This is a genomic window from Pseudomonas sp. ADAK13, assembly GCF_012935715.1.
GTDB lineage: Bacteria > Pseudomonadota > Gammaproteobacteria > Pseudomonadales > Pseudomonadaceae > Aquipseudomonas.
The window spans coordinates 5,907,973-5,929,346 of sequence record NZ_CP052860.1; the positions used below are offsets into that span (position 1 = coordinate 5,907,973).

Sequence of the window (21,374 nt, forward strand, 5' to 3'; positions counted from 1 at the left end):
CAGGAACAACTCAATGACAATCACAGCACGCCTTCTATTGGCCACAACGCTTGCCATGGGCAGTGTTGACGCCTCGCTTGCCGCGCCGATCGGCGTGACGCCGGATAATTTCGTCCGTGCCGAAAGCGATCTGTATTTCAGCCGTGTGGTGAGGGATGGAGGGTTCGCCAAGTTCAAACATAGTCGGGAATTCCCCGCCATCGACAAGCAAATCATCATCCGTTTGAACCGTGACACGTTGTACTCATCGGCCGTAGTGGATATGGACGCAGGGCCAGTTGTGTTGAACGTGCCGCACGCCCATGGGCGTTTTTTGTCTGTGCAGGTCATCAACGAGGACCACTACACCGCGGCCCTGCTTCACGAACCTGGCCGCTATACGCTCACCCGCCAGGACATGGGCACCCGCTATGCATTGATCGGTGTACGAATCCTGGTCGATCCCAAGAACCCAGCAGACATGACAGCCGTGCATGCCCTGCAAGATCAATTGAGCCTTGAGCAAGCGCAGCCCGGCACCTTCAGCATTCCCGACTGGAACCACCGCTCACAAGACGAGATAAGGCAGCACCTGCTGGCCCTCGCTGCGAAGCTGCCGGATACGCGCGGTATGTTCGGCACGCAAGAGCAAGTCAATCCGGTGCGCCATCTGCTTGGCAGTGCATTCGGATGGGGTGGGAATCCTGATACGGAGGCAACGTACTTGAATGTGTCCGTGGCACACAACGACGGCAAGACACCGTACGTCCTCGACATCAAGGACGTACCGGTAAAGGGCTTCTGGTCGATCAGTGTCTACGACAAAAACGGCTACTTCAAAAAGAATGCGTTGCAAACCTACACGCTCAACAGCATTGGAGCTGCCCGCCAGGCCGACGGCACAGTGCGTGTTCGGTTCGGCGGCTGTGGTGCCACCACCAGCAACTGCATCCCGATCACAGACGGTTGGAACTACATGGTCCGGCTGTACCTGCCCAGCCCTGAAATCCTCGACGCAAGCTGGTCATTCCCGACTGCCCGGATTGCCCGGGAAGCGACCCCTCACACTCCCTGAATATCACAAGGAGCGCATATGAAGCGCAGAAGTCTTCTAGTCAATGGTTCGTTGGGGTTGATCGCCGGCGGCATCGGGTTGGGCATGCCGTTGAGTGCCGCCTTTGCGAAAGCCTTATCCACCGATAAGGCAGCCCTGACCACGCTGGCCCGAGAGGCTTACATCTACCTGCTGCCTATGGTGGAGAACTACTACAGTCTCTACAACTACGCGGTGGATACACGGGGAGCGGATTTCAAGGCGCCCTTCAACCACATCGGCAACGTCGCGCGCACGTTCACGCCTGATGACCGTGGCGTGGTCACGCCTAACTCCGACACTCCTTACTCGTTCCTCATGCTTGACCTGCGCGCCGAGCCGCTGGTGGTCAGCCTGCCTGCCATCGAGCCAACACGTTACTACTCGCTGCAGCTGGTTGACCTGTACACCCACAACCTGGATTTCGTTGGGACACGCAAAGACGGTAATGGGGGTGGGCACTTCTTGCTAACCGGTCCGGACTGGAGAGGTGAGACGCCACCCGGTATCATGCGAGTCATCCGCTTTGACACGTCGCTGGGATTTGCCCTGATCCGAACTCAATTGTTCTCTGCGCAAGACCTGGATATGGTCAAACGCATTCAGGCAACCTACGAGGCTAAACCTTTAAGCGCCTACCTTGGCGACAAGCCTGCACCCGCCGCCCCGACCATTGCCTGGCCCGCAATCGACCGGACCTCAGCAGAGAAGCAATTCTGGTCATTCGCTGCGTTCCTGCTGCAATTTGCCCCGCCTCTGCCATGGGAACATGACTTGCGCGCACGCTTCTGCGAACTTGGACTTACGCCCGGAGGCGTGTGGCCACCCACAGGGTTTCCCGCAGATAAATACGATGCGATGGTCCAAACAGGCGAAACCACGCGGGAGCAGATTGACCACGGTGTGGCAACCCTCACGTCATCCAAAGGGCTGTTCGGCTCTCCAACCCGAATGAAGGGGCATTACTGGGAACGAGCTTTGGGAGCCAAGGGCGGGATCTATGGAAACGATATCGAAGAAACGGTGTACCCCATTATCACGCTGGACCGAGACGGAAAACGCCTGGACACCTCGACCCATCGTTACGTCATACGTTTCCCGAAGGGCCAGTTTCCACCCGTTAACGCGTTCTGGTCACTGACGCTCTATGACGGTCCCTCCAAACTGTTGGTCCGCAACCCACTGGATCGCTACCTCATCAACAGCACCATGGAGAACCAACTCAAACGCGATGGCAATGGTGACGTGGTCATTTACGTCCAGCGGGATTCACCCGGCGCGGCATTGGAGTCCAATTGGTTACCGGCTTCCAACGGCCAGGTCAACCTGGTGATGCGTCTTTACTTGCCCAAGCCTGTAGTACTCGAAGGAAAGTGGACTGCGCCGCAGGTTGATGCGTTTGAGCTTATGGTTTGACCATCTCAAACGGGTCCGCATAGTTGGAAGCCAACTCTGATGGAGCCCGGACACGCTGCAATCAGTAACGGCCAAGTATGAACGTCCGTTTTCGGCCAGAAGCGGCCGCTCAATGGGGTTTATCAAAACAGTGGGATGAATCTCCTGACGTACCTCGGTTTAGGGCATAGAAGCGTCTACGAAATTCTGAGCGATTCAAAAAACTAAGACCTGATCTCGTAGTTATCGAGTTTTCGGTTGTGACTGTTAGATCAAATTCAGTTGAGCATTGCCTTGACCTGCTAAGACTTTGGTCACGCAGAGCATCCAATCCTTCCAAATTGTCGGATCGGCAGTCTCGCCATCGGCAAGATAACTCATACTGCCCAACATTGAGCCCAACTCATCCGACTTCGTTCGCTGATAGATATCCACAAGAAATTCATACATTGCAAGATATGCGAGTTCAGGCGTTAAGTTTTCGGTGATCATTGCTATTTTCCTCTAGACACTCCAGTAGCTGGATTGAAGCTTGAGCGCGTTTAAAGTAGTGCCTCGCCCGCCACGGTTTCGAGCTATTACGATACTTACGACAACGCATGAATGACCTTCGCAGCCATCTTTTCAGCACTGTTCATCCCGTCAAACCGTAAGACCGTAGCCGTTTGCTCTGTTATCCACGCCTCGTGCCACGCTCGGTTGCGTCCTGAAAATTTCGGATTGTCATGCACACGAAGCACCAAAAATGTAAAACCGCAATTTTTCCTCCATGAATACAAGTCGGTTTCGAGGTCAGAACGATATCCCATACCCGCCTGAGTCTCACTTTTTCTGGGCTGTAAATGACCGCTTCTGGCCGTTCACTGTCAGTGATGGTTGTTAGGGGGGCAAGTCCGTTGCAAATTGCTGGTTAGGTCGATTGCAAATGAGTCGTCAAGTCAGTGCAAATATCCAGGTGTCAGCGGATCTGGAGAAGTGGCTCCAGCCAGCGGCGTGTTCAGCTAGTCTTCCCACACCAGTTACTCAAGGACGATCTCCATGCCAGATAACTTTGAAGCCAACATAGCCACAGCGGACGCTCTCACACTGCTCCTGCACAACCAGCACGCCCTAGCAGCGGCCCTTGAAGAAGTGACCAAATGGATCTCAGAGAATGGAGTGGGAAGTGTCGCCGCTAACGCAATGGGGGCCATGGAAACGCTGGACAAGAATGCACGAGCCATTACCGATGCGATTATGCGCCTACGCCAGTTATAGGCATCATCTAACACCCGCTCCCCCTTGCAGCTAGCGAAATGATTCTGCTGAATCGACCTTTAATCTGTCACTCGATTCACTGGAACTAATCATTTGAGATGTGGGGAGTACCGATGCGAATTGACTAGCCTTGTTCCCCACTAGAGAGTAATGCTCAGAACACATTCCGGTGCGGGAAACCGTCTTGCCATGACTAGCTGTTAGAATAGCGCTGGTTTCCAGGACGCCCAGGAGCAGTTTTTGACCCTGTATGAGCAGCCTGATAGGCCTGCCAGCTCTGCCGGTGAATTGGACGCTGTCAGGGCCAGCTCTGAACGGGGGCTGAGGAATGATCGGGGGGGAGTCTAGGTGATCCAGGAGGTGGCAGCATAATTGACCTAGTGATAATGGATTGACTACTATTCATTTGCACGTAGGCGTGAACCATAGGTTGGTTACAGGGATCTTCGGATCGCACCCCGCTTCTGATGAAAGTCAGATGGCCCAGTGCCAAGTAACAGCGTCCTGCCCCGTCGAACGCATGCGATCGACGGCTGCGAATCCCGCCTAGAGCGGGATTCGCCGTTTCTGGCCCTTCACTTTTGCGGCTTCGGCCGATTCCGTAATTCCTTGGGGCATTGGCCCTTCGGTTTTCTTGGCGTATCCATCGCGACCTTGAAGACACTGAACGCCTTTTTGTTGATCGGGGTTTCCGGTGAGCATTCGCCAGTGCGTGCGAAATACGCTCTGGTGACGTGAATCCGCAGCAAGCGGTGTTCGCGATAGAAGGTTAGGCACACTTTGTACGGTTCCAGCAGGCGATAGCTCTGTTCAACACGCTCATGGTGAAAAACAGCTCCCCTTCCGTGTGTTAGATCGTAGCGGCTTCCAGCTTCTCTATGATGCCCTTGAGCTGCTTGGAGGCGCCGTAGCGTTTTAGGCCGACCATTTGCTCATGCCGACCGTCTTCGTACCGGTAGGGAATGTAGTCCGAAGTGCGGGATCAACACGGTCATCGGTTCAGCATCCAGCCTGCCGATTACACCTGAATTTCTTCCAAAAATGCACGAGCATTGTTTCTAAAAGATCCCGTCATTCGATGGCATCCCTCCTGTTTGGAATCTACAGACGAGCTTTACCTCAGTACCGCACGTTCCTGCTGCGTATTTACACACTCTGGGCCAATAGCGGCCTCGCCATCAGGGATTCGAGCTGACTATTGCGGAGAATCATACGTCGACAGAAAGCTGGGTATTCTCGACTTCGTTTTTTACTTTGATGAGAGGATTAAGTGAAAGCAATTGCTGGGAGTCTTTGAGCGTAATAGAGCGCTCAAGTAATCTACGTGCTCAATAGTAATTGATGGTAAACGTCGCCGTGGCGTTGGCTGGGCCTGCAGTAATGTTGTCGCCGGTTTGGATGTAGCGGGCCTTCAGCGGGATGGTATAGCTGGCGTCCTCCACGGTTCGAGGTGTGATGCCGCTGGCACGAAGCGTGGCTAGTGGCAACGGCGTGCCGATGCTGTCGGCGACTTGCAGGCCGACGCCGGTGGCGGCCGGGTCTTCACCCGGTGCACTGGGGTTGAGGCTCATGATGCCAAGGTTAGGGGTGATCGCGGCTCTGGTCGGATCGAGGCGCACCTGCAGGACGTTGTTTTTGCGCATGGTCAGGTTGCTGGCCATCCCATTGCTCGCCCAATGAGGACCAATGTCTTGGTAATAACCCCTGAAGGCCGGGCAGTTGTTCAGGGCGATGGAGAAGTCTTTCCATGGCGTAAAGGTGTTCCTGCCTGAGAACTCACTGGTCATATGTGTACCCATGGGTACGGCGACGTCGGGCGTAGAACAGGTGCGCGAGACGATGAAAATGCTGCCGGAGAAACCCACGCGCTGAATTTCAACATTGTTGCTGGTGATACGCGACTGGGCCATCGTCGGTAGCGACACCCCCTGAATCGTGCCCGGTGACACTTCACCGATCTTGATTAATGACATATCGAACGCCAGTGGCGCCTGGATTGACAGGACACAGACGTTCGTTCCACCACCACAGTTCGTGCCGTTGGTCGATGCCGGAAGTGCTACTCCATTAAACCAGAGAGCCACACCGATGCCGGGCACACCCGTCTGATACACGCGTCCTCCATAGGGGGTACCCGCCCAGCTTGACAATGGCAATGGCGTTGTCGGCAACCATCGTTTGGCCTCCATGTTATATAGACCGGGCGAGCACGCTAAACTTACTAACGTTGAGGCGTCGAACGTTTGCCGATAGATCTCTGCCCCCAAAGGCACATCTCTGCCGACGGTCAGATAGCCCCCCAGCAAAGGCTGGGTACGGATCATGCTGGATGTACCGTCGGCGAAGCTGCAATTAGCCAAAGCCGTCCCCGCCAACAACGACAACCCCAACACCGCAGCACTTGCTTTCATCACGTTCATCACTTGGTCTCCTGTGCGCTGTTCACAGAAGCAACGCGGTTATCTGGTTGGTTGGCCGAGCACACCGCGTCCACTTGCTGCAGGTGCTTGCCTTCGCTTTTCACCGACGGCAACGGCAATGCACATTGCTGCCCGGCCTGAGTGCCCCAACTGATCAGCAGTCGGTGCGCATTGTCCTTGACCCGTGCATAGAGCTGGCCGCCCTGGCCAACCACACCTACCGACACGCCGCGGTCATCGACCACGCTGGCGCCGAACGGCAAACTGCTGCCGTCGGCCAGGGTTACGATGAGTAACAGCGCCTGGCCGTTGTTGGTACCGTATTTGAGCGCCACCACGGCACCGGCTCGCGGCGCTACTTGCTGGCTGGTTTCGCTCAACTCGACGTTCATGTCGGTGCCTAGCGGATCGATAGCCACTTCGTTCAATTCGTATGGTCGCAAGTAAGGCACCACCGCATTGCCACGCTTGTCGAGGCGCAGGCCGGGGAAACCGACCACTTTGGCACCTTCGGCGCCTTTGGCAGTTATCACTGCCATGGTTTCGCCGCGATAGGGGGTCAGCGTCAGGCCGTTCGGGTGTACGACCACGCTGCCGCTGGCGTTCAGCGACAGGCTGTCGTAGCCAGCGCCGTGGCTGACAGTGGCGCCGACGATGGCTTTGGGGCCTATGTACTGGCCGTTAACTGAAGTACTGTTTTCGCGCGTTGCGCCGTCATGCCCTGCGGTCACGCCATAGTTGTACTGGCGATCGACACCGGCAGTGCCGCTGAGCGTTGCCTGCTCGCTGTAGGCGCCTTGGGTGTCACGCATCAAACGTGCGGACAGTTGTGGGTTGTTGATCGAAGAGCCGAATTCCAGCGGCATGCTCACCGTGAACAGCAGGCTGTTGTCCATATCGCCTATGCCCATGCGCGCACGGTTGGCACTGACGCCGTAACTGACCGATCCGACCTGCTTGTTGTAGCTGAACTGGTACTGCACGTCGCGGCCCGGCAGGTTCCAGTAATTCTGGGTAAACCCGTTGAAGGCCACCTGGCCCCATTCGCCCAGGCTCTGGTTGGCGGTCAGCGACAAACGACTGCGCGCGCGGCCATACAGGCGGGTGTCCAGGCCCCTGCGCTCGGCATCGAGCAACTGCACGGCATTGCTGAAGTCCAGGTAGTTTTCCGTGGAGAAGCGCGTCGCCGCCACGGCGAGGTTGCTACCTGTGCTAAGGATGTTCTTGCTGTAGCTCAGGCGTGCACTCTGGCCGGTGGCGGTGCCGCTTTTGAGTTCGGTCTGCGCGTGGGTGACGTCTACCGCCACAGCCCCGACCGGCGTGCTGAATGCCAGGCCGCCGAGGGTCGAACGGTAGTCGTCACTCAATTGCGCACCGCCGTACCCGGTGAAAATGTTGCTCAGTCCACGCTGATAGGTGCCCTGGAAAAGCTTCGCCTGGCGGTCGATGTAGTTGTTGCGGGTTTCACCGGCGGCCACGCTGAAACGCGAAGTGCCTGGGCGCAGCAACTGCGCGGTGGAGGCAAATGGCACGATGAATGATTGTTCGCTGCCATCGGCTTCGTAGACAGTCACGTCGAGGTCACCACCATAACCGGTCGAGTACAGGTCATCGATTACGAAAGCGCCCGGCGCCACCGTGGTTTCATACAGCAGGTTGCCGGCCTGACGGATCGCCACGCGCGCGCTGGTGCGGGCAATGCCGCGGATAATCGGCGCATAGCCACGCTGGGACTCGGGCAGCATGCGATCGTCGGTGCCCAGTTGCACACCGCGATAAGCCAGAGTGTCGAAGATCTCGCCGCTGGTGTTGGCTTCACCCACGGTCAACTGGCTCTTGAACGAGGTGATATCGCGTTGGGCGTAGGTATTGAGGGCCTCGTAGTTCTGACGGTTGAAGGTGTCCCAACTGGCCGAGCCGTTGTGGCGCAAGCGCCAATCGCCAACGTTCAACCCGGCATTCAACCCCAGGTACGCCGAGTCATAATTACCGGTGTCGGTTTTGTTGTGGTTGGCGTTGAAGTTATAGCTCAGGGTGCCGGCGGTGACGCCGCGATCCCACAGTTCAGGGCTGACATAACCACGCGCATCACGACGCAAGGCAATCTGCGGAACGCTGATATCCAGTTGCTGGCTGGACGGCGAAAACATCGCCATCGCGCCCTCGATCAACCCTGCGATATCGAGGCACTCGGCACCGCTTTCCACGCTTGTCATGGACTCGGCGGACAACCGTCGAAAATCCACCCCAATCAGCTCCAGCAGGCCACGGCTGAAGCACACCGTCGGGTGGCTGCCATCGTCATTTGCGTGGATGCGAATGTCCTGGCGCGTTACCAGTTTGCCGTTGACCGCGACATCGGCACGGTACTCGCCCGGCAACACCGGGTCGCCCTGCTGGTAGGCGCTGAGGTCGAGGCTGCGCGAGTCTTCAGGCAAAAAAGCGTCGTTGAATTGCACGTCTTCGGCCCATGCCGCCTGGGTGGCAAGCGCAACTGAAGTGCCAGCCAGTGCCTGGAGTGCCAAGGCGGCCAGCGGATTCAGGGCAAAGCGAGGCCGAACCTGCGGGCGCGCCCCCAGGCGTGGAAGAGTCTTCATAGGTTACTCGTGCGCTAAAACGTTCGCGGGAAGATCAAGGCTTGAGCGGTTGCTTCACCGGCACCAGGGCGCCGTAGTCGTTGATGGCGTTGAACTCGACCTGCGCCGCAGCACCGGGCATCGACTTGAGGGTGGGCAAGGCAAAAATCTTGGTTTCACCCGGGCCGACCATGCCGTTTTCACTCTCGAAACGTTGCGTGCCAACCGTCAGAGCCAGTTCGACCTGGGACATATGAAACGCGGTCGGATTGAAGGCTTGCAGGGCGAAACCCTGTTCTGCCGGTACGACTTTCCATTGCACCTGCTGCAGGGTCTCGACAGGGTTCCCTGGCAAACCGTCAGGACGGTAAAAAATCTTGATCCGCGAACGAAATGCCATCTGCAGCACGTTCAGGTCTGCCGGGCCTTCGGCTTTTGGCGGGATCTCCAGCACGTTTAGCCAGAACACCGACTCCTTGTTGGCCGGTAACGTTGCGCCAGTGAACATCAGGCGCAGGCTCTGGCCTTTGCTCGGATCGATACGCGACACCGGGGGCGACAATACGAACGGAGACTTGGAGCTGGTCGGGCTCGATTGCATATCACCGCTGTCGACCCAGGATTGCACCAGCACGGGACGCGCGCCGTTGTTGTCCAATTTGACGGTGATTTCTTTCTGGCTCGCCGGGTAGACCAGGCGCGTCCCGGTGATAACCACACCCGCCTTGGCTTGCGAATACATCAGCATGGACAGCATCAGTAATGCGCTGATTCGAATAACACTTGCGTAACGCATGACGCACCTCATTTGCCACACCCTGACGTGTCCCTGCCCGCCTTGGACAGGGTACGTCAGTGTGCTGTCGGCTTACTGGTAGTCGACGTTGTAGGTCACGGAGCTGACCACGGTGCCAGGGGTCGTGGCGCCGGTTGCGAAGTACTGCACGGCATATGGCATGTTGGCGGCGCCGGTGCCGTCGATGGTGTTGCGGGTGGTGCTGGTGATCTGGTTGGTGTTACCCGCCTGAATCGCTGCGCCGCCCTGCAGGTCAACCAGTTGCAGTTGTACATTGGTCGCGGTGCCGGTCATGTTGTTGAGGTTGCCGCTGATCGGGTCAACCGTGGAACCGGCGTTGAAGAAAGCCGCGGCGGTGGTTGCGGTACCAACGCAGTTGCTCAACTGGATGTTGAAACCGGTCTGGCCTTCAACCTGGCCCGGAGTGGTCAAAAGGCCGGTGGAGATGGTCGGCAGGGTCACGGTGGCGATGGCAGGCGACACCACGCCGTCAACGGCGATGGTGCAGGTCTGGTTACGCAGTTCACCGTTGAAATTGATAGTGCCGTCGGCGGCATTGGCCAATTGTGCGCCGGTTGCGGAAACCAGTACGGCGATGGCGAGAGCTTTGCGATTCATGGGACAACTCCAAAAGTAAGGTACGAGCCTGTCGCGAAAGCCTGGATGGTTGGAGGACGCGAAATGCGTCGAGCGTTACAAACCATTTGCTGGGCGACAGGGTGATCTTGTGCTTTGGGAAAACTTATTTGTGTAGGTGCGTTCCCTGTGATTTGTAGGAGCTTTCCTACAGGCTCCACTAGCATTGCCGCTCAGATGTTGTATCTCGGCTAAAACTAGCAAAGCACGAGCTTGCTGTTTTATGTACCAAACAAACTCACCCTTTTCGATCATCGCGGTCTTAACGCCCGGGATTGGCCGGAGGCAACGTTTGCAAGTGTCCCTGATGAGTTATTCACTACAGTGGGACGCTAGTTGCGCAGGGAAATTTCCCACAAGAAACAAGGCGGTTTCCTTCGTTGAGGGTTGCCTATGCTCGTCATTATGTCCGTCTTCGAGCTTGAAAACGGTTGATGACGATGCCTTCACCACGTGTCCTGGTTATGGAAAACCACAGTTTCCAGCGCAGTGCCCTGGTTAATATGTTGCGACGGCTCGGGGTGCGGGAGGTGTTGCAAGCTAGTAATAGCGAACAGGCGATGATCCTGATGCAGCGCACCAGCGGCGTGGATATCGTGCTGTGCGACCTGGGTGATAAGGGCTTCGAGCAGGTGGAGTTCCTGCGCTATGCCTGCCAGATCGGCCTGGTCCAGGCGGTGGGGTTGTCCAATGAGCTGCGTCCGGAGCTGCGCCGGGCTCTGGGACATCTGGAATTTTTGTCGGGTGTGCAACTGCTGGGTATCTTGAGTACGCCTTTGCAGCCGCAAGCGCTGGACCGCTTGCTTAAACGGTATCGCTCGATACCGCCGGCGGCGCTCAAGCCTCCGGCCATGGCCCCGCTGCCCAGCGAAGAAGAAATACAACTGGGCCTGGCCCTGGGTGAGTTCCGCGGCTGGTTCCAGCCCAAACGGATGATGAACGATGGCAGCCTCGCCGGCGTGGAGGCTTTAGTACGCTGGGAACACCCGGCACGGGGCTTGCTGTTACCCAAGGACTTCCTCGCGGCAGTGCTGGCCTATGACCTGATCGATGAAATGTTCATGCAACTACTCGAACAAGGGCTGAAATTGCTCGCCGTACTGCATCGTCAGGGCACCGTGCTGGAAATGTCTTTCAACCTGCATGCCTCGCAACTGGCCCGCCATGGGCTGATCGAGCATATCCAGAGCGCGCTGCAACGCCACAATCTGTGCGCTTCGGTGCTGGTGTTCGAGCTGGCTGAAAACGGCTTGCTGGACTTGCAATCCCCCATCCAGGAAAACCTGCTGCGCCTGCGCTTGATGGGCTGCGGTTTGTCGATTGATGATTTCGGCGTGGGTTTTTCGTCACTCAAGTTGCTTTGCCAATTGCCGTTCAACCAGATCAAGCTTGATGGCGACCTTATACGCACCTTGAATGAGCCGCGCAGCCAGGCCATGGTCGGTAGCACTCTGGCATTGGCTCGCTCGCTGGACATGAGCCTGGTGATCGAGGGCGTCAGCAGCCGACATATTCGTGATGCCCTGATCAGCCTCGGTTGCGAGGTGGGGCAGGGGTTTTTCCTGGCCCGGCCAATGACCGGCCACGACCTCCTGCATTGGTTGGCGCGGCAGGACGTACAGTCGGCAAGTTCGCCGGTGGGCTAAGCAGCAAAACTTCAGAATTTTCCTACACTTCAGTCGTGTTCGTGTAACTTGAGCGACGCATCGGCTGGTCGTTAATCCATCGTTTTGTGTAGCAGGTGCTTCTGTCACCGGATCATTCCGGCGCACCTACAGGAGGTTACATGTATACCGCTTTGGTTGTGGATGACCATCCCTTCATTCGCTCGTCCGTCAAAATGCTGCTCAGCCAGGTTCAGTTCAAAGTCGTGGCCGAAGCCGATAACGGCTCAGATGCGGTGCAGTTGGCACGGGAGCATGTGCCCGACCTGATCATTCTCGACATCGGCATGCCCAAGCTCGACGGCCTCGAGGTGCTCAACCGAATCACGTCCCTGCGCTTGCCGAGCAAAATCCTCGTATTTACCTCGCAGTCGGCGATGTTTTATTCAATGCGCTGCATGAAAGCCGGTGCGGCGGGGTTCATTTCCAAGACCAACGACATGGAGGAAGTGACCAAGGCAATCAAAGCCGTGATGGACGGCTACACCTTCTTTCCCAACTTGGCAAACAGCTCGGTACGGCGCAATGATGCCGAGGCTACGGATCACGAGTTGATCCAGAATCTCTCTGACCGCGAATTAACCATTCTGCAACAACTGTCCCTGGGTCTGACCAACAAGGAAATCGGCGACGCCATGCTGATCAGCAATAAGACGGTGAGCACTTACAAGACCCGTCTGATCGAAAAGCTCAACGTGAAATCTGTGGTGTACCTAGCCGACTTTGCCAAGCGAAATAACCTCATCTGAATGAACACACTTCTTCGACACGGCTTGCTGGGCCTGCTGTTGCTCGGAACCCTGGGCAAAGCCCTGGCGGCGCCGCAAATGCTCAAGCTGCATGGGCGCTCCGACGTCAACGACTACAGCGTGGGCCTGGACGAGGCCGACTGGAGCTGGCTGCGGGGCAAGGGCACGCTGGTGTTGGGATCTTCAGCGCCGGACTATTCGCCGTTCAGCATTACCAGTAATCGCCACGACTATGAAGGTTTTACCGCCGACTACGCGCAGTTGCTGGCGCAACTGTTGCACATCAACGTCCGCGTTCATCGATATGCCTCGCGGGATGAGGTGCTGGCGGCGCTCAAGGCTGGCGACGTCGATATGTTGGGCAGCTCCAACGGTTTTGAAGCAGCAGACCCGGAACTGCAACTCTCCAACGCCTATGCAGAGGACCAACCGACCCTGGTCACTCGCGTCGGCGACAGCCAGAACCTCGACCCGGAACTGGCAGGCAAGCGCGTGGCGATGCTTTACCACTACCTGCCGCCCAAAACCGTTGAAGACTTTTACCCGAAGGCCAGCTTGCAGCTTTACCCGTCCACCCTCAGCGCCATCGGCGCCGTGGCGTTCGGCCAAGCGGACGTGTACTTGGGTGATGCGATCAGTGCCAATTACCTGATCAACCGCAACTACCTGAACAATGTGCAACTGGCGGACTTCTCACGCCTGGAAGTCAGCAACTTCTCCTTTTCGGTCAAGCGTGACAACGCCCGCCTGCTGCGCGTTATCAACGCGTCGCTGGCGGCGATCCCGGTTACCGAACGCCAGACCATCCTGCGCCGCTGGAGCGCTGGCGGCGCAAGCATGCCCGGCCAGCGTCCGTTGCATTTCAGTGTCAATGAGCAGCGCTGGCTGGATAAACATCCGCGGTTGCGGGTGGTCGTGGACGACAGCTTTTTACCCATATCGTTCTACACCGACGCAGGCGAGTTCCGTGGCATTAGCGCTGATGTGCTGGCGAAGGTCGCGTTGCGCACCGGATTGAAATTCGAGGTGCAGCGGGTGAATTCCGTCAGGGAGATGATTGAAGCCATCACCACTGACAAGGCGGATCTGTTGGTCACCCTGACGCCCAGTGATGAGCGCGAAGCGGTGCTGCGTTTCACGCGACCATACCTGGCTACACCGTTCGTGCTGGTGAGCAGCAATAGGCCCGGCAGCCCTAACACGCTGGATGACATGAATGGCAAGAAGCTTGCTGTAATCCGCGGAAACGCCACCCGTGACATGCTCATCGAGCAGTACCCGGGCATTCGCCTAGTGGATGCGGAAAACGCTCAGGACGCAATGGCCATGGTTGCCAACGGCCAGGCGGATGCAGCAGTCAACTCGCTGATTACGGCACGCTACATGATTTCGCGCCAGTATCGTGACCGCTTGCGAGTGACCAGCACCGTTGGTGTGACCAACGCCCGGGTGGCTTTCGCCACCGCAAGGGGGGCACTGGAGTTGTTCTCTATCATGGATAAGGCGTTGCTGAGCATTGCGCCCGAAGAAATGGATGAGCTGACCAACCGTTGGCGCAGCCAGGTCGTGGTGGGTGACAGCTATTGGCTGCGCAACCGCAACGCAATCATCCAGGGTTTCGTGATTGCCGCCGTGTTGCTGTTGATTGCCCTGGGCTGGATCGCCTACCTGCGGATGCTGATGCGCAAGCGCAAGCAGGCCGAGCAGGCGTTGAGCGACCAGGTTGAGTTCATGCGGGTATTGATCAACGGCACACCGCACCCCATCTATGTGCGCGACCGCGAGGGCAAGCTGCTGATCTGTAACAGCGGTTACCTGGAAGTGTTCAACGTCGAGCGCGAGCAGGTGATCGGCAAGACCGTATTGGACGGTGTGCTCGGCGACCCGGATGAGGCCGCCGCGTATCACCGTGACTATCTGCAGGTGATGGACAGCGGCGAAGCGCAGCTACAGGACCGCAGCCTGAGCATGCCAGATGGCCGAGTATTGACCATCTACCACTGGATGCTGCCGTACCGCAGCAGCACCGGCGAAGTCAGCGGCATGATCGCCGGCTGGATCGATATCAGCGAGCGCCAGCGCCTGCTGGAAGACGTCCACGCCGCCAACCGCGCCAAGACCACCTTCCTGGCGACCATGAGCCATGAAATTCGTACGCCTATGAACGCGGTGATTGGCATGCTCGAACTGGCGACGAAAAAGGCTGACCAGGGCGTGATGGATCGCTTTGCGATTGACGTCGCTTCCGGCGCGGCGCGGGGCTTGCTGGACCTGATCGGCGACATCCTCGACATTGCCCGCATCGAGTCCGGGCGTCTGTCCCTGAACCCGGAGCGCGCCAATCTGCGGGAACTGCTGGAGTCGGTGGTACGCATTTTTGAAGGCTTGGCGCGGCAGAAACAGCTGCAACTGCAGCTGGACCTGGATGCCGGGGTCAATTGCGATGTGTTGATCGACCCGCTGCGCTTCAAGCAGATCGTGTCCAACCTGCTGAGCAACGCCATCAAGTTCACTGCCCAGGGCCAGGTGCGCTTAAGTGTTCGAACGGAAACGGGCAAGGAGCAATTGGGGGTAAGACTGCAGGTTGAGGACTCCGGTATGGGCATTGGCGAAGAGGACCAGAAACGCCTGTTCAGCCCCTTTACCCAAGCCAGCAACAATGACCAGTCGGCTCGCAGCGGCTCCGGCCTGGGCCTGGTCATCAGCCGCACACTCTGCGAAATGATGGGCGGGCGCCTGACCCTCGACAGCACATTGGGCAAAGGCACGCGCATCGACCTGCGGCTTGACCTGACCACGCTTCAACCGTTGTTCGACGCCGCCCCGGTCGAGGATGAGCCGGCAGTGATGAGCCACGCATTGAACATCCTGATAATTGATGATTACCCGGCCAACCGTCAGTTGCTGACCCAGCAACTCAATTACCTGGGGCACCGGGTCGAGGATGCTGAAGATGGCGCCCATGGGTTGCGGGCCTGGCGGAGCGGGCAGTTCGATGTAGTGATCACCGACTGCAATATGCCCCTGATGAACGGCTACGAATTGGCCCGGGCGATCCGCGCCGAAGAGACGTCCCGTGGCTTGCCACCGAGCCTAGTCCTGGGGTTTACCGCCAATGCGCAACCGGAAGAGAAGGTCCGCTGCCTGGCTGCTGGCATGGATGACTGCCTGTTCAAGCCCATCAGCCTCAAGGATTTGAGTGCACGCCTGGCAGGCCTGGCAACCGAGCAGAGGCCTGCGCAACCCTGGTTTTCGGCAGATGACGATATCGACCTAAGCAGCGTTGAACATCTGGCTGGCGGTAACATCGCCTCGATCAAAAGCCTGCTGGGCGACCTGGCCGGCAGTAATGAGCAGGACATGGCGCGCCTGATGCAGCTGTTTACCCGCCACGACCTGCAAGGCCTGGCGGACCTGGCCCACCGGGTCAAGGGCGGCGCGCGGATCATCAAGGCCCAGGGGCTGATTCGCTGTTGTGACGACCTGGAGGCCGCCACCAAGCGAGCAGACGCCACGCTACTGACCGAGACGGTGGATGCGCTGCATCAACAGATGGAGCTGCTCAGCGAACGTCTTGAGCGTTACCTCGCCTGAATATTAGGAGAGGAGGCAGCAGTTGGCAGCAGGAAATTTCCTACAAAAATGCGGCAGCGTTCATACGTCATTTACTCATCACAACTCCGATACTGAGCCTCGTTGAACGGCCCCACCGACCAAGCGGACCGGGCCCTGCAACCTGATTGAAGTCCTCACTGGGCTTCAGACTTTCCTCATTATCTGGATTACGTTATGAACAAGTTTGCGCTCAAAGGTCTGTTTGCCGCTGTCGTCCTCGCCGCTGGTTCCCAAGCTGCCATGGCCGCTGACGGTGAAATCAACTTCGTCGGCAGCGTGACCGACAACACCTGCCCAGTGGTTGTGACCGACCTGAACGGTTCGGCCGGTGCCGGCGATGTGGGCCTGGGTGATGTACCTGCCACCTCCCTGGCCACCACCGGCGCTGTCGCCGGTGGCGGCGCGTTCACTCTCACCATCGACACTACCGCCCCAGGTTGCAACGTCACCGGCAAGAGCGCCGTGGTCAAGTTCCTGTCCCTGAGCGGTACCGCTGGCGCCAGCGGTCAGTGGATTGGTATCGCCCCGGAAGCGGGCCACGCTACCAACGTTGCGGTACAGATCAAGGACGCCACCGACAAGGACGTGCAACTGGGCCTGGAATCCGCTCCGTACCTGGACCTGAGCCAGCCGCTGCGCTTCACCGCCAACTACATCGCTACCGGCACTGCGACCTCCGGCCCGGCTAACGCCAAGGCTGCGTTCACCGTCGAGTACCAGTAAGCCCTGTTGATGCGCCGCTGCAGCGTTGATGCGCGCAGCGGCCATCCCCTCGCTCACGGCAAGAGGATGATCGAAATGAACGTTTCCCCCTTCAAGAAAGCATCGGCCCTGGCGCTGTTGCTCAGTGCCGCACTGCTCAGCACAGCCAGCCACGCTGGTGTGATGCTCGGCGGTACGCGGATCGTGTTCGACGGCAACAAACGCGATGCGGCGATCACCGTCAGCAACACCACGGCGCAGCCGTACATGGTGCAGACCTGGGTCAACACCGAAGCCGATGACATGACCACCGCCACGCCCTTCGTGTCCACGCCACCGCTGTTCCGCTTGGACCCGCGCAAAGAGCAAATGGTGCGTATCCAGAAAGTCGCCGGCAACCTGCCGACCGACCGTGAATCGGTGTTCTATTTCAACGCCCAGGAAATCCCGGTCGCCAGCGAAGGCAATGCCAATACGCTGAAGATCGCCATGCGCACCCGCGTCAAATTGTTCTATCGCCCGGCCGGCCTCAAGGGCAATGCGATGGAGGCACCGTCGAAGCTGACCTGGAGCCTGGCGCAGGAACAGGGCAGGGCAGTACTGGTGGTCAACAACCCGTCGCCGTTCCATATCTCGTTTATTGGCGTGACGGCCAAGTCCGCCGGCCAGAGCGTCGAGGTCAACGAGCCGACGATGGTCGCGCCGATGAGCAGCCAGCGCTATCCGCTGCAAGGTTTCAAAGGCACCGGCGGTGAAGTGGTGTTCTCGGCCATCAACGACTACGGCGGCTACAGCGAGCCGCAGACCGTGCCACTGAACCGCTGATTCCTTTTCTTTCTGTAGACGTTTGCGCGTGCCACGGCTGTGGCGCGGCGGCCGGGTATTGCCATGCGATTCGATAACTCCTTCAGCTTTAGTCGTTTGCCCTTGTGGGTCGCCGTGGCGGCCGCCTGTGCCGGTGAGTTGGCCCTGGCCGGTGAGCCCGCCAAGTTCGATGCCAGTTTCATGCAGTCGTTTGGTGGCACCGATGCCGGGCCAAACCTCGACCTGGATGCGGTTGCTAACAGCGGCAGCATCGGTCCTGGTACTTACCCGGTACTGATTCGCCTGAACCAGAGCTTTTTCGACCGGCGTGACATGACCTTCATCAAGGACGAGCAGGGTAGCGACGTGCGGGTATGCCTGTCCGAAGCCTTTCTCAAGGAGCTCGGGGTGAAGCTGGATGCGTTCAAAGTACCCGGCGAAACGCTGCCCGCGTGCATCGACCTGGCTGCGCTGATCGAAGGCGCCTCGGTGACCTTCAACGCCAACTATCTGGCCCTGGATATCAGCGTGCCGCAGATCGCCTTGAGCCGGGATGCGGCCGGCTACGTGGCACCGTCGGAATGGGACCGTGGCATCAATGCCGCGATGCTCAACTACCAGTTTTCCGCCGCGCAAACCAACAGCGACGCCCGCGGCACCGGCAACCAATACAACCTGTATGCCACGGGTGGGTTCAACCTCGGTGACTGGCGTTTTCGCTCCAGCTCATCGTTCCGCCAGGACGATGAAGGTGGACGCAAGTGGCAGCGCAGCAATACCTACGCACAACGGGACATCACGCCGCTGAAAGCCACGCTGACGATGGGCGAGAGCTTCACCCCCGGCGATGTGTTCGACAGCGTGCCGTTTCGCGGTGTGCAACTGGCTTCGGACATGGGCATGTTGCCGGACTCGATGCAGGGCTACGCCCCGGTGATCCGTGGCATTGCCGAAACCCAAGCTAAGGTCGAAGTGCGCCAGAACGGCTACTCGCTTTACACCACTTACGTGGCGCCGGGCGCTTTTGAAATCAACGACCTCAACGCGGCCTCGGGCAGCGGCGACCTGGAAGTGATCATCACCGAAGCCGATGGCGGCGAGCGCCGCTTCACCCAGCCGTACGCGACCCTGGCCAATATGCTGCGGGAAAAAACCTGGCGCTACAGCGCGACAGTGGGCGAGTACAACTCGGCCAATGGCGGCGAGCGGCCAATGTTTACCCAGGCGTCTCTGGCCTATGGGTTGCCGTTCGACCTGACGCTGTACGGTGGCTTTCTGGGGGCTGATTTTTACCGTGCCGGTGTGGTTGGCGTGGGTAAGAGCCTGGGCAGCCTCGGCGCCGTGTCGATCGACGTCACCCAGGCCCAGACCGACGTACCTACGACTGTCACTGCCAAAGGCGAAAGCAAAAAGGGCCAGAGCGTCGGCGTGCGCTACGGCAAGGCGTTTGAAAGCGGCACCTCGGTTCGCTTCGCCGGTTATCGCTATTCCACCGAAGGCTATCGCGACTTCAGCGAAGCCGTGGATTTGCAGCAACCCAACGAATACAGCCAGTTCTCCAAACGCAGCAAGGTCGAGGCAAGCGTCAACCAGGCCCTGGACAACTACGGCTCGCTGTATTTGAACCTGAGCAAGCAGAACTACTGGGGCACGTCCCGGGAAGACAAGCAGATGCAGTTGGGTTTCAACACCCAGTATAAGGGCGTGACCTATGGCGTGTACGCCAGCAAGACTCTGACAGACGACTTCGGCTCCAACAACCAAGTGGTTTTCACCGTGTCCATGCCCCTGGGGCAAACCCGCAGCACTGGTACGTTCAGCGTCACCCGCAATAACGACGGCAGCCTTGATCAACGGGCCGGCCTCAGTGGTCGCGATGGCAACCTGAACTATAACGTCAACGCCAACCGCGTGGAAAACACCGGAAACAATGGTTCGGCGTTACTGGGCTACCGCGCACCGTTTGCCCAGTTGGGCGCCGGTGTGAGCGTCGGCTCGGGCTACCGCCAGACTTCGGTCAGCGCGGCTGGCTCGGTGCTGGCCCATGGCGATGGCGTGGAATTCGGCCAGACCCTGGGTGAAACCGTCGCACTGGTAGAGGTCAAGGACACGCCGAAGGTTGGCCTGCTGAATGCCCCGGGCACCCTGACCAACGATCGCGGGTATGCCCTGGTGCCGTACGTCACGCCGTATCGCAAGAACCGCGTGGCAGTGGACACCAGCGAGCTGGATACCAGCGTCGACATCGCCGAAGGCGTGACCAATGTTGTGCCGCGTCGCGGTGCGGTGGTCAAGGCGGTATTCGCCGCTGGCCGTTCGGAAAAAATACTGCTCAACGTGCGCCTGCAGGACGGCTCGCTATTGCCTTTCGGCACCACCGTGCAGGACGACCAGGGCGCCAGCGTTGGTGTGGTTGGACAGGCGGGGCAGGTGTTGCTGTCTGCCAGCAAGGGCACGACATACACGATGAAGTGGGGTGGCGAGGCTGCCCAGCAATGTGAAATCAATTTGGATATCAGCAGCACGCCAGCCACCGACGGTTACCGGGTGATGGATGCTGTTTGCGGAGAATCTCGTCCATGAAAATTTTTAGTGCTGTGTCCTCGACCCAAGACTTGGCTTTGCCCGCGCGTAATGTCTGGAAGAAACGCTTGATGATGAGTGCGCTGGCGGTGCTGCCGGTGGTTATTTCACAAATGGCTGCGGCTGACTGTGCTGCCACCGTTGCGACGCAGAGCATCCATGCCGTAGGTGACCTGTTCATCCCTCAGGACGCCCCGGTGGGATCGACCATTGGCGCGGTCAAGTACACCCGGTTTCCTATTATCAACTGCGCGACGACTACCCCGTTTTCGATCCAGTCCACCATGCTGACTGCCAAGGCGCCTAACGTCACAGCAGCCATTGGTGCAGTGCAAGGCAGTCAGCTCTACACGACTAACGTTCCAGGAGTCGGAGTCGGAGTAGTCAACGAAAGCCGGCCCGCCTATATGTGCCTGACGTCTGGCAGCTGGTACTTCCCGCTCACGTTCAACGGCTGCAATACCGGTGGATTTAGCGCCAACACCAACAACAGCCTGATCCTGATCAAAACCGGACCTATCCCGGCAGGAATCAACGATTTCGGCAACTTGCAGGTCTACACCGTCGATATCAACAACAACGGCACCCCGTTCAACTGGATCGATGGCCGCCTGACCGGAACCGTGACCGTGGCGGGCTGCAGCATGCCCGCAGCCGTGGGCAACATCATCGATGTGCCCATGAAGAACTGGGAGAAGCGCGTGTTCAACGGCCCGGGAACCGTCACGCCCACCGAAGGGTTCAACATCGCGCTCAACAACTGCGTGGCCGGGACCTATGCCGGAAATCCTACCTGGAACTATTTTCGCGGCAACAACGCGAACATCCGCCTGGACGGCGCCAAGGGCTCGATGATTGTCGACGCCAGCCAAGGTGTGCTCGGCCTGAATAGCGAAGCCACCGCCACAGGCGTCGCCGTGCAAGTGCTGAAGCAGGATGGAACCCCGCTGCCACTGGGCGTCGACGTGCCGATCATGCCGGTCCAGGACGGCAATACCAACTTGCAGTTCGGTGCCCGCTATATCCAGACCGCCGGCGACGCTACCGGGCCACAGCCCGGCAGCGCCACCGCGACCGCCAACTTCACCATTACCTACAAATAGGA

15 protein-coding genes and 1 pseudogene are annotated in these 21,374 nt (G+C 58.5%); 10 read left to right on the forward strand and 6 right to left on the reverse strand.

Annotation, left to right across the window (positions count from 1 at the left end; genetic code table 11):
- The first annotated feature begins 13 nt into the window (after positions 1–13).
- On the forward strand, positions 14–1,054 hold the full coding sequence (locus tag HKK54_RS27125; protein WP_178121001.1) for a DUF1254 domain-containing protein: 1,041 nt from the start codon (positions 14–16) through the stop codon (positions 1,052–1,054).
- Between the two features lie 18 nt (positions 1,055–1,072).
- Positions 1,073–2,488 carry a DUF1254 domain-containing protein gene (locus HKK54_RS27130; protein ID WP_202026881.1) on the forward strand — a complete coding sequence of 472 codons (1,416 nt, stop codon included), beginning with the start codon at positions 1,073–1,075 and terminating at the stop codon, positions 2,486–2,488.
- A gap of 246 nt (positions 2,489–2,734) precedes the next feature.
- Here HKK54_RS27130 and HKK54_RS27135 read toward each other — a convergent pair whose 3' ends face one another.
- Complete coding sequence (locus HKK54_RS27135) at positions 2,735–2,959, reverse strand: hypothetical protein (RefSeq protein WP_177410564.1); 225 nt, start codon at positions 2,957–2,959, stop codon at positions 2,735–2,737.
- A 95-nt stretch (positions 2,960–3,054) separates the two neighbouring features.
- Positions 3,055–3,195, reverse strand: a pseudogene (locus HKK54_RS33715) (adenylate kinase); the annotation flags it as partial.
- 310 nt (positions 3,196–3,505) lie between these two features.
- On the opposite strand from HKK54_RS33715, the gene HKK54_RS27140 reads away from it, so the two are divergent.
- On the forward strand, positions 3,506–3,724 hold the full coding sequence (locus HKK54_RS27140; protein WP_169388454.1) for a hypothetical protein: 219 nt from the start codon (positions 3,506–3,508) through the stop codon (positions 3,722–3,724).
- Positions 3,725–5,052: 1,328 nt separating this feature from the next.
- Here the strand turns inward: HKK54_RS27140 and HKK54_RS27145 are convergent.
- The 4 genes from HKK54_RS27145 to HKK54_RS27160 form a co-directional block, all read right to left on the reverse strand.
- Positions 5,053–6,144, reverse strand: a complete 1,092-nt coding sequence (locus tag HKK54_RS27145; protein WP_169388455.1) for a fimbrial protein — start codon at positions 6,142–6,144, stop codon at positions 5,053–5,055.
- Positions 6,144–8,741, reverse strand: a complete 2,598-nt coding sequence (locus tag HKK54_RS27150) for a fimbria/pilus outer membrane usher protein (RefSeq protein ID WP_169388456.1) — start codon at positions 8,739–8,741, stop codon at positions 6,144–6,146. The genes HKK54_RS27145 and HKK54_RS27150 overlap by 1 nt, the downstream gene beginning before the upstream one ends.
- A gap of 34 nt (positions 8,742–8,775) precedes the next feature.
- Positions 8,776–9,516: a fimbria/pilus periplasmic chaperone gene (locus HKK54_RS27155; RefSeq protein WP_169388457.1), complete on the reverse strand. Its 741-nt coding sequence runs from the start codon at positions 9,514–9,516 to the stop codon at positions 8,776–8,778.
- Between the two features lie 72 nt (positions 9,517–9,588).
- Complete coding sequence (locus HKK54_RS27160) at positions 9,589–10,134, reverse strand: fimbrial protein (RefSeq protein ID WP_169388458.1); 546 nt, start codon at positions 10,132–10,134, stop codon at positions 9,589–9,591.
- A 482-nt stretch (positions 10,135–10,616) separates the two neighbouring features.
- Between HKK54_RS27160 and HKK54_RS27165 the strand changes: the two genes are divergently transcribed.
- The 7 genes from HKK54_RS27165 (at position 10,617) to HKK54_RS27195 (ending at position 21,372) form a co-directional block, all read left to right on the forward strand.
- Positions 10,617–11,798, forward strand: coding sequence for an EAL domain-containing response regulator (locus HKK54_RS27165; protein WP_237151002.1), 1,182 nt, complete (start codon positions 10,617–10,619; stop codon positions 11,796–11,798).
- A gap of 140 nt (positions 11,799–11,938) precedes the next feature.
- On the forward strand, positions 11,939–12,565 hold the full coding sequence (locus HKK54_RS27170; protein ID WP_169388459.1) for a response regulator transcription factor: 627 nt from the start codon (positions 11,939–11,941) through the stop codon (positions 12,563–12,565).
- Positions 12,566–16,159, forward strand: coding sequence for a transporter substrate-binding domain-containing protein (locus HKK54_RS27175; protein WP_169388460.1), 3,594 nt, complete (start codon positions 12,566–12,568; stop codon positions 16,157–16,159).
- Between the two features lie 195 nt (positions 16,160–16,354).
- Positions 16,355–16,903, forward strand: a complete 549-nt coding sequence (locus tag HKK54_RS27180) for a fimbrial protein (RefSeq protein WP_169388461.1) — start codon at positions 16,355–16,357, stop codon at positions 16,901–16,903.
- A gap of 75 nt (positions 16,904–16,978) precedes the next feature.
- On the forward strand, positions 16,979–17,707 hold the full coding sequence (locus HKK54_RS27185) for a fimbrial biogenesis chaperone (protein WP_169388462.1): 729 nt from the start codon (positions 16,979–16,981) through the stop codon (positions 17,705–17,707).
- Between the two features lie 63 nt (positions 17,708–17,770).
- Positions 17,771–20,269 (forward strand): fimbria/pilus outer membrane usher protein, encoded by a 2,499-nt coding sequence (locus HKK54_RS27190; RefSeq protein ID WP_169388463.1) that lies wholly within the window; start codon positions 17,771–17,773, stop codon positions 20,267–20,269.
- Positions 20,266–21,372 carry a fimbrial protein gene (locus HKK54_RS27195; protein WP_169388464.1) on the forward strand — a complete coding sequence of 369 codons (1,107 nt, stop codon included), beginning with the start codon at positions 20,266–20,268 and terminating at the stop codon, positions 21,370–21,372. The genes HKK54_RS27190 and HKK54_RS27195 overlap by 4 nt, the downstream gene beginning before the upstream one ends.
- Positions 21,373–21,374 lie beyond the last annotated feature (2 nt).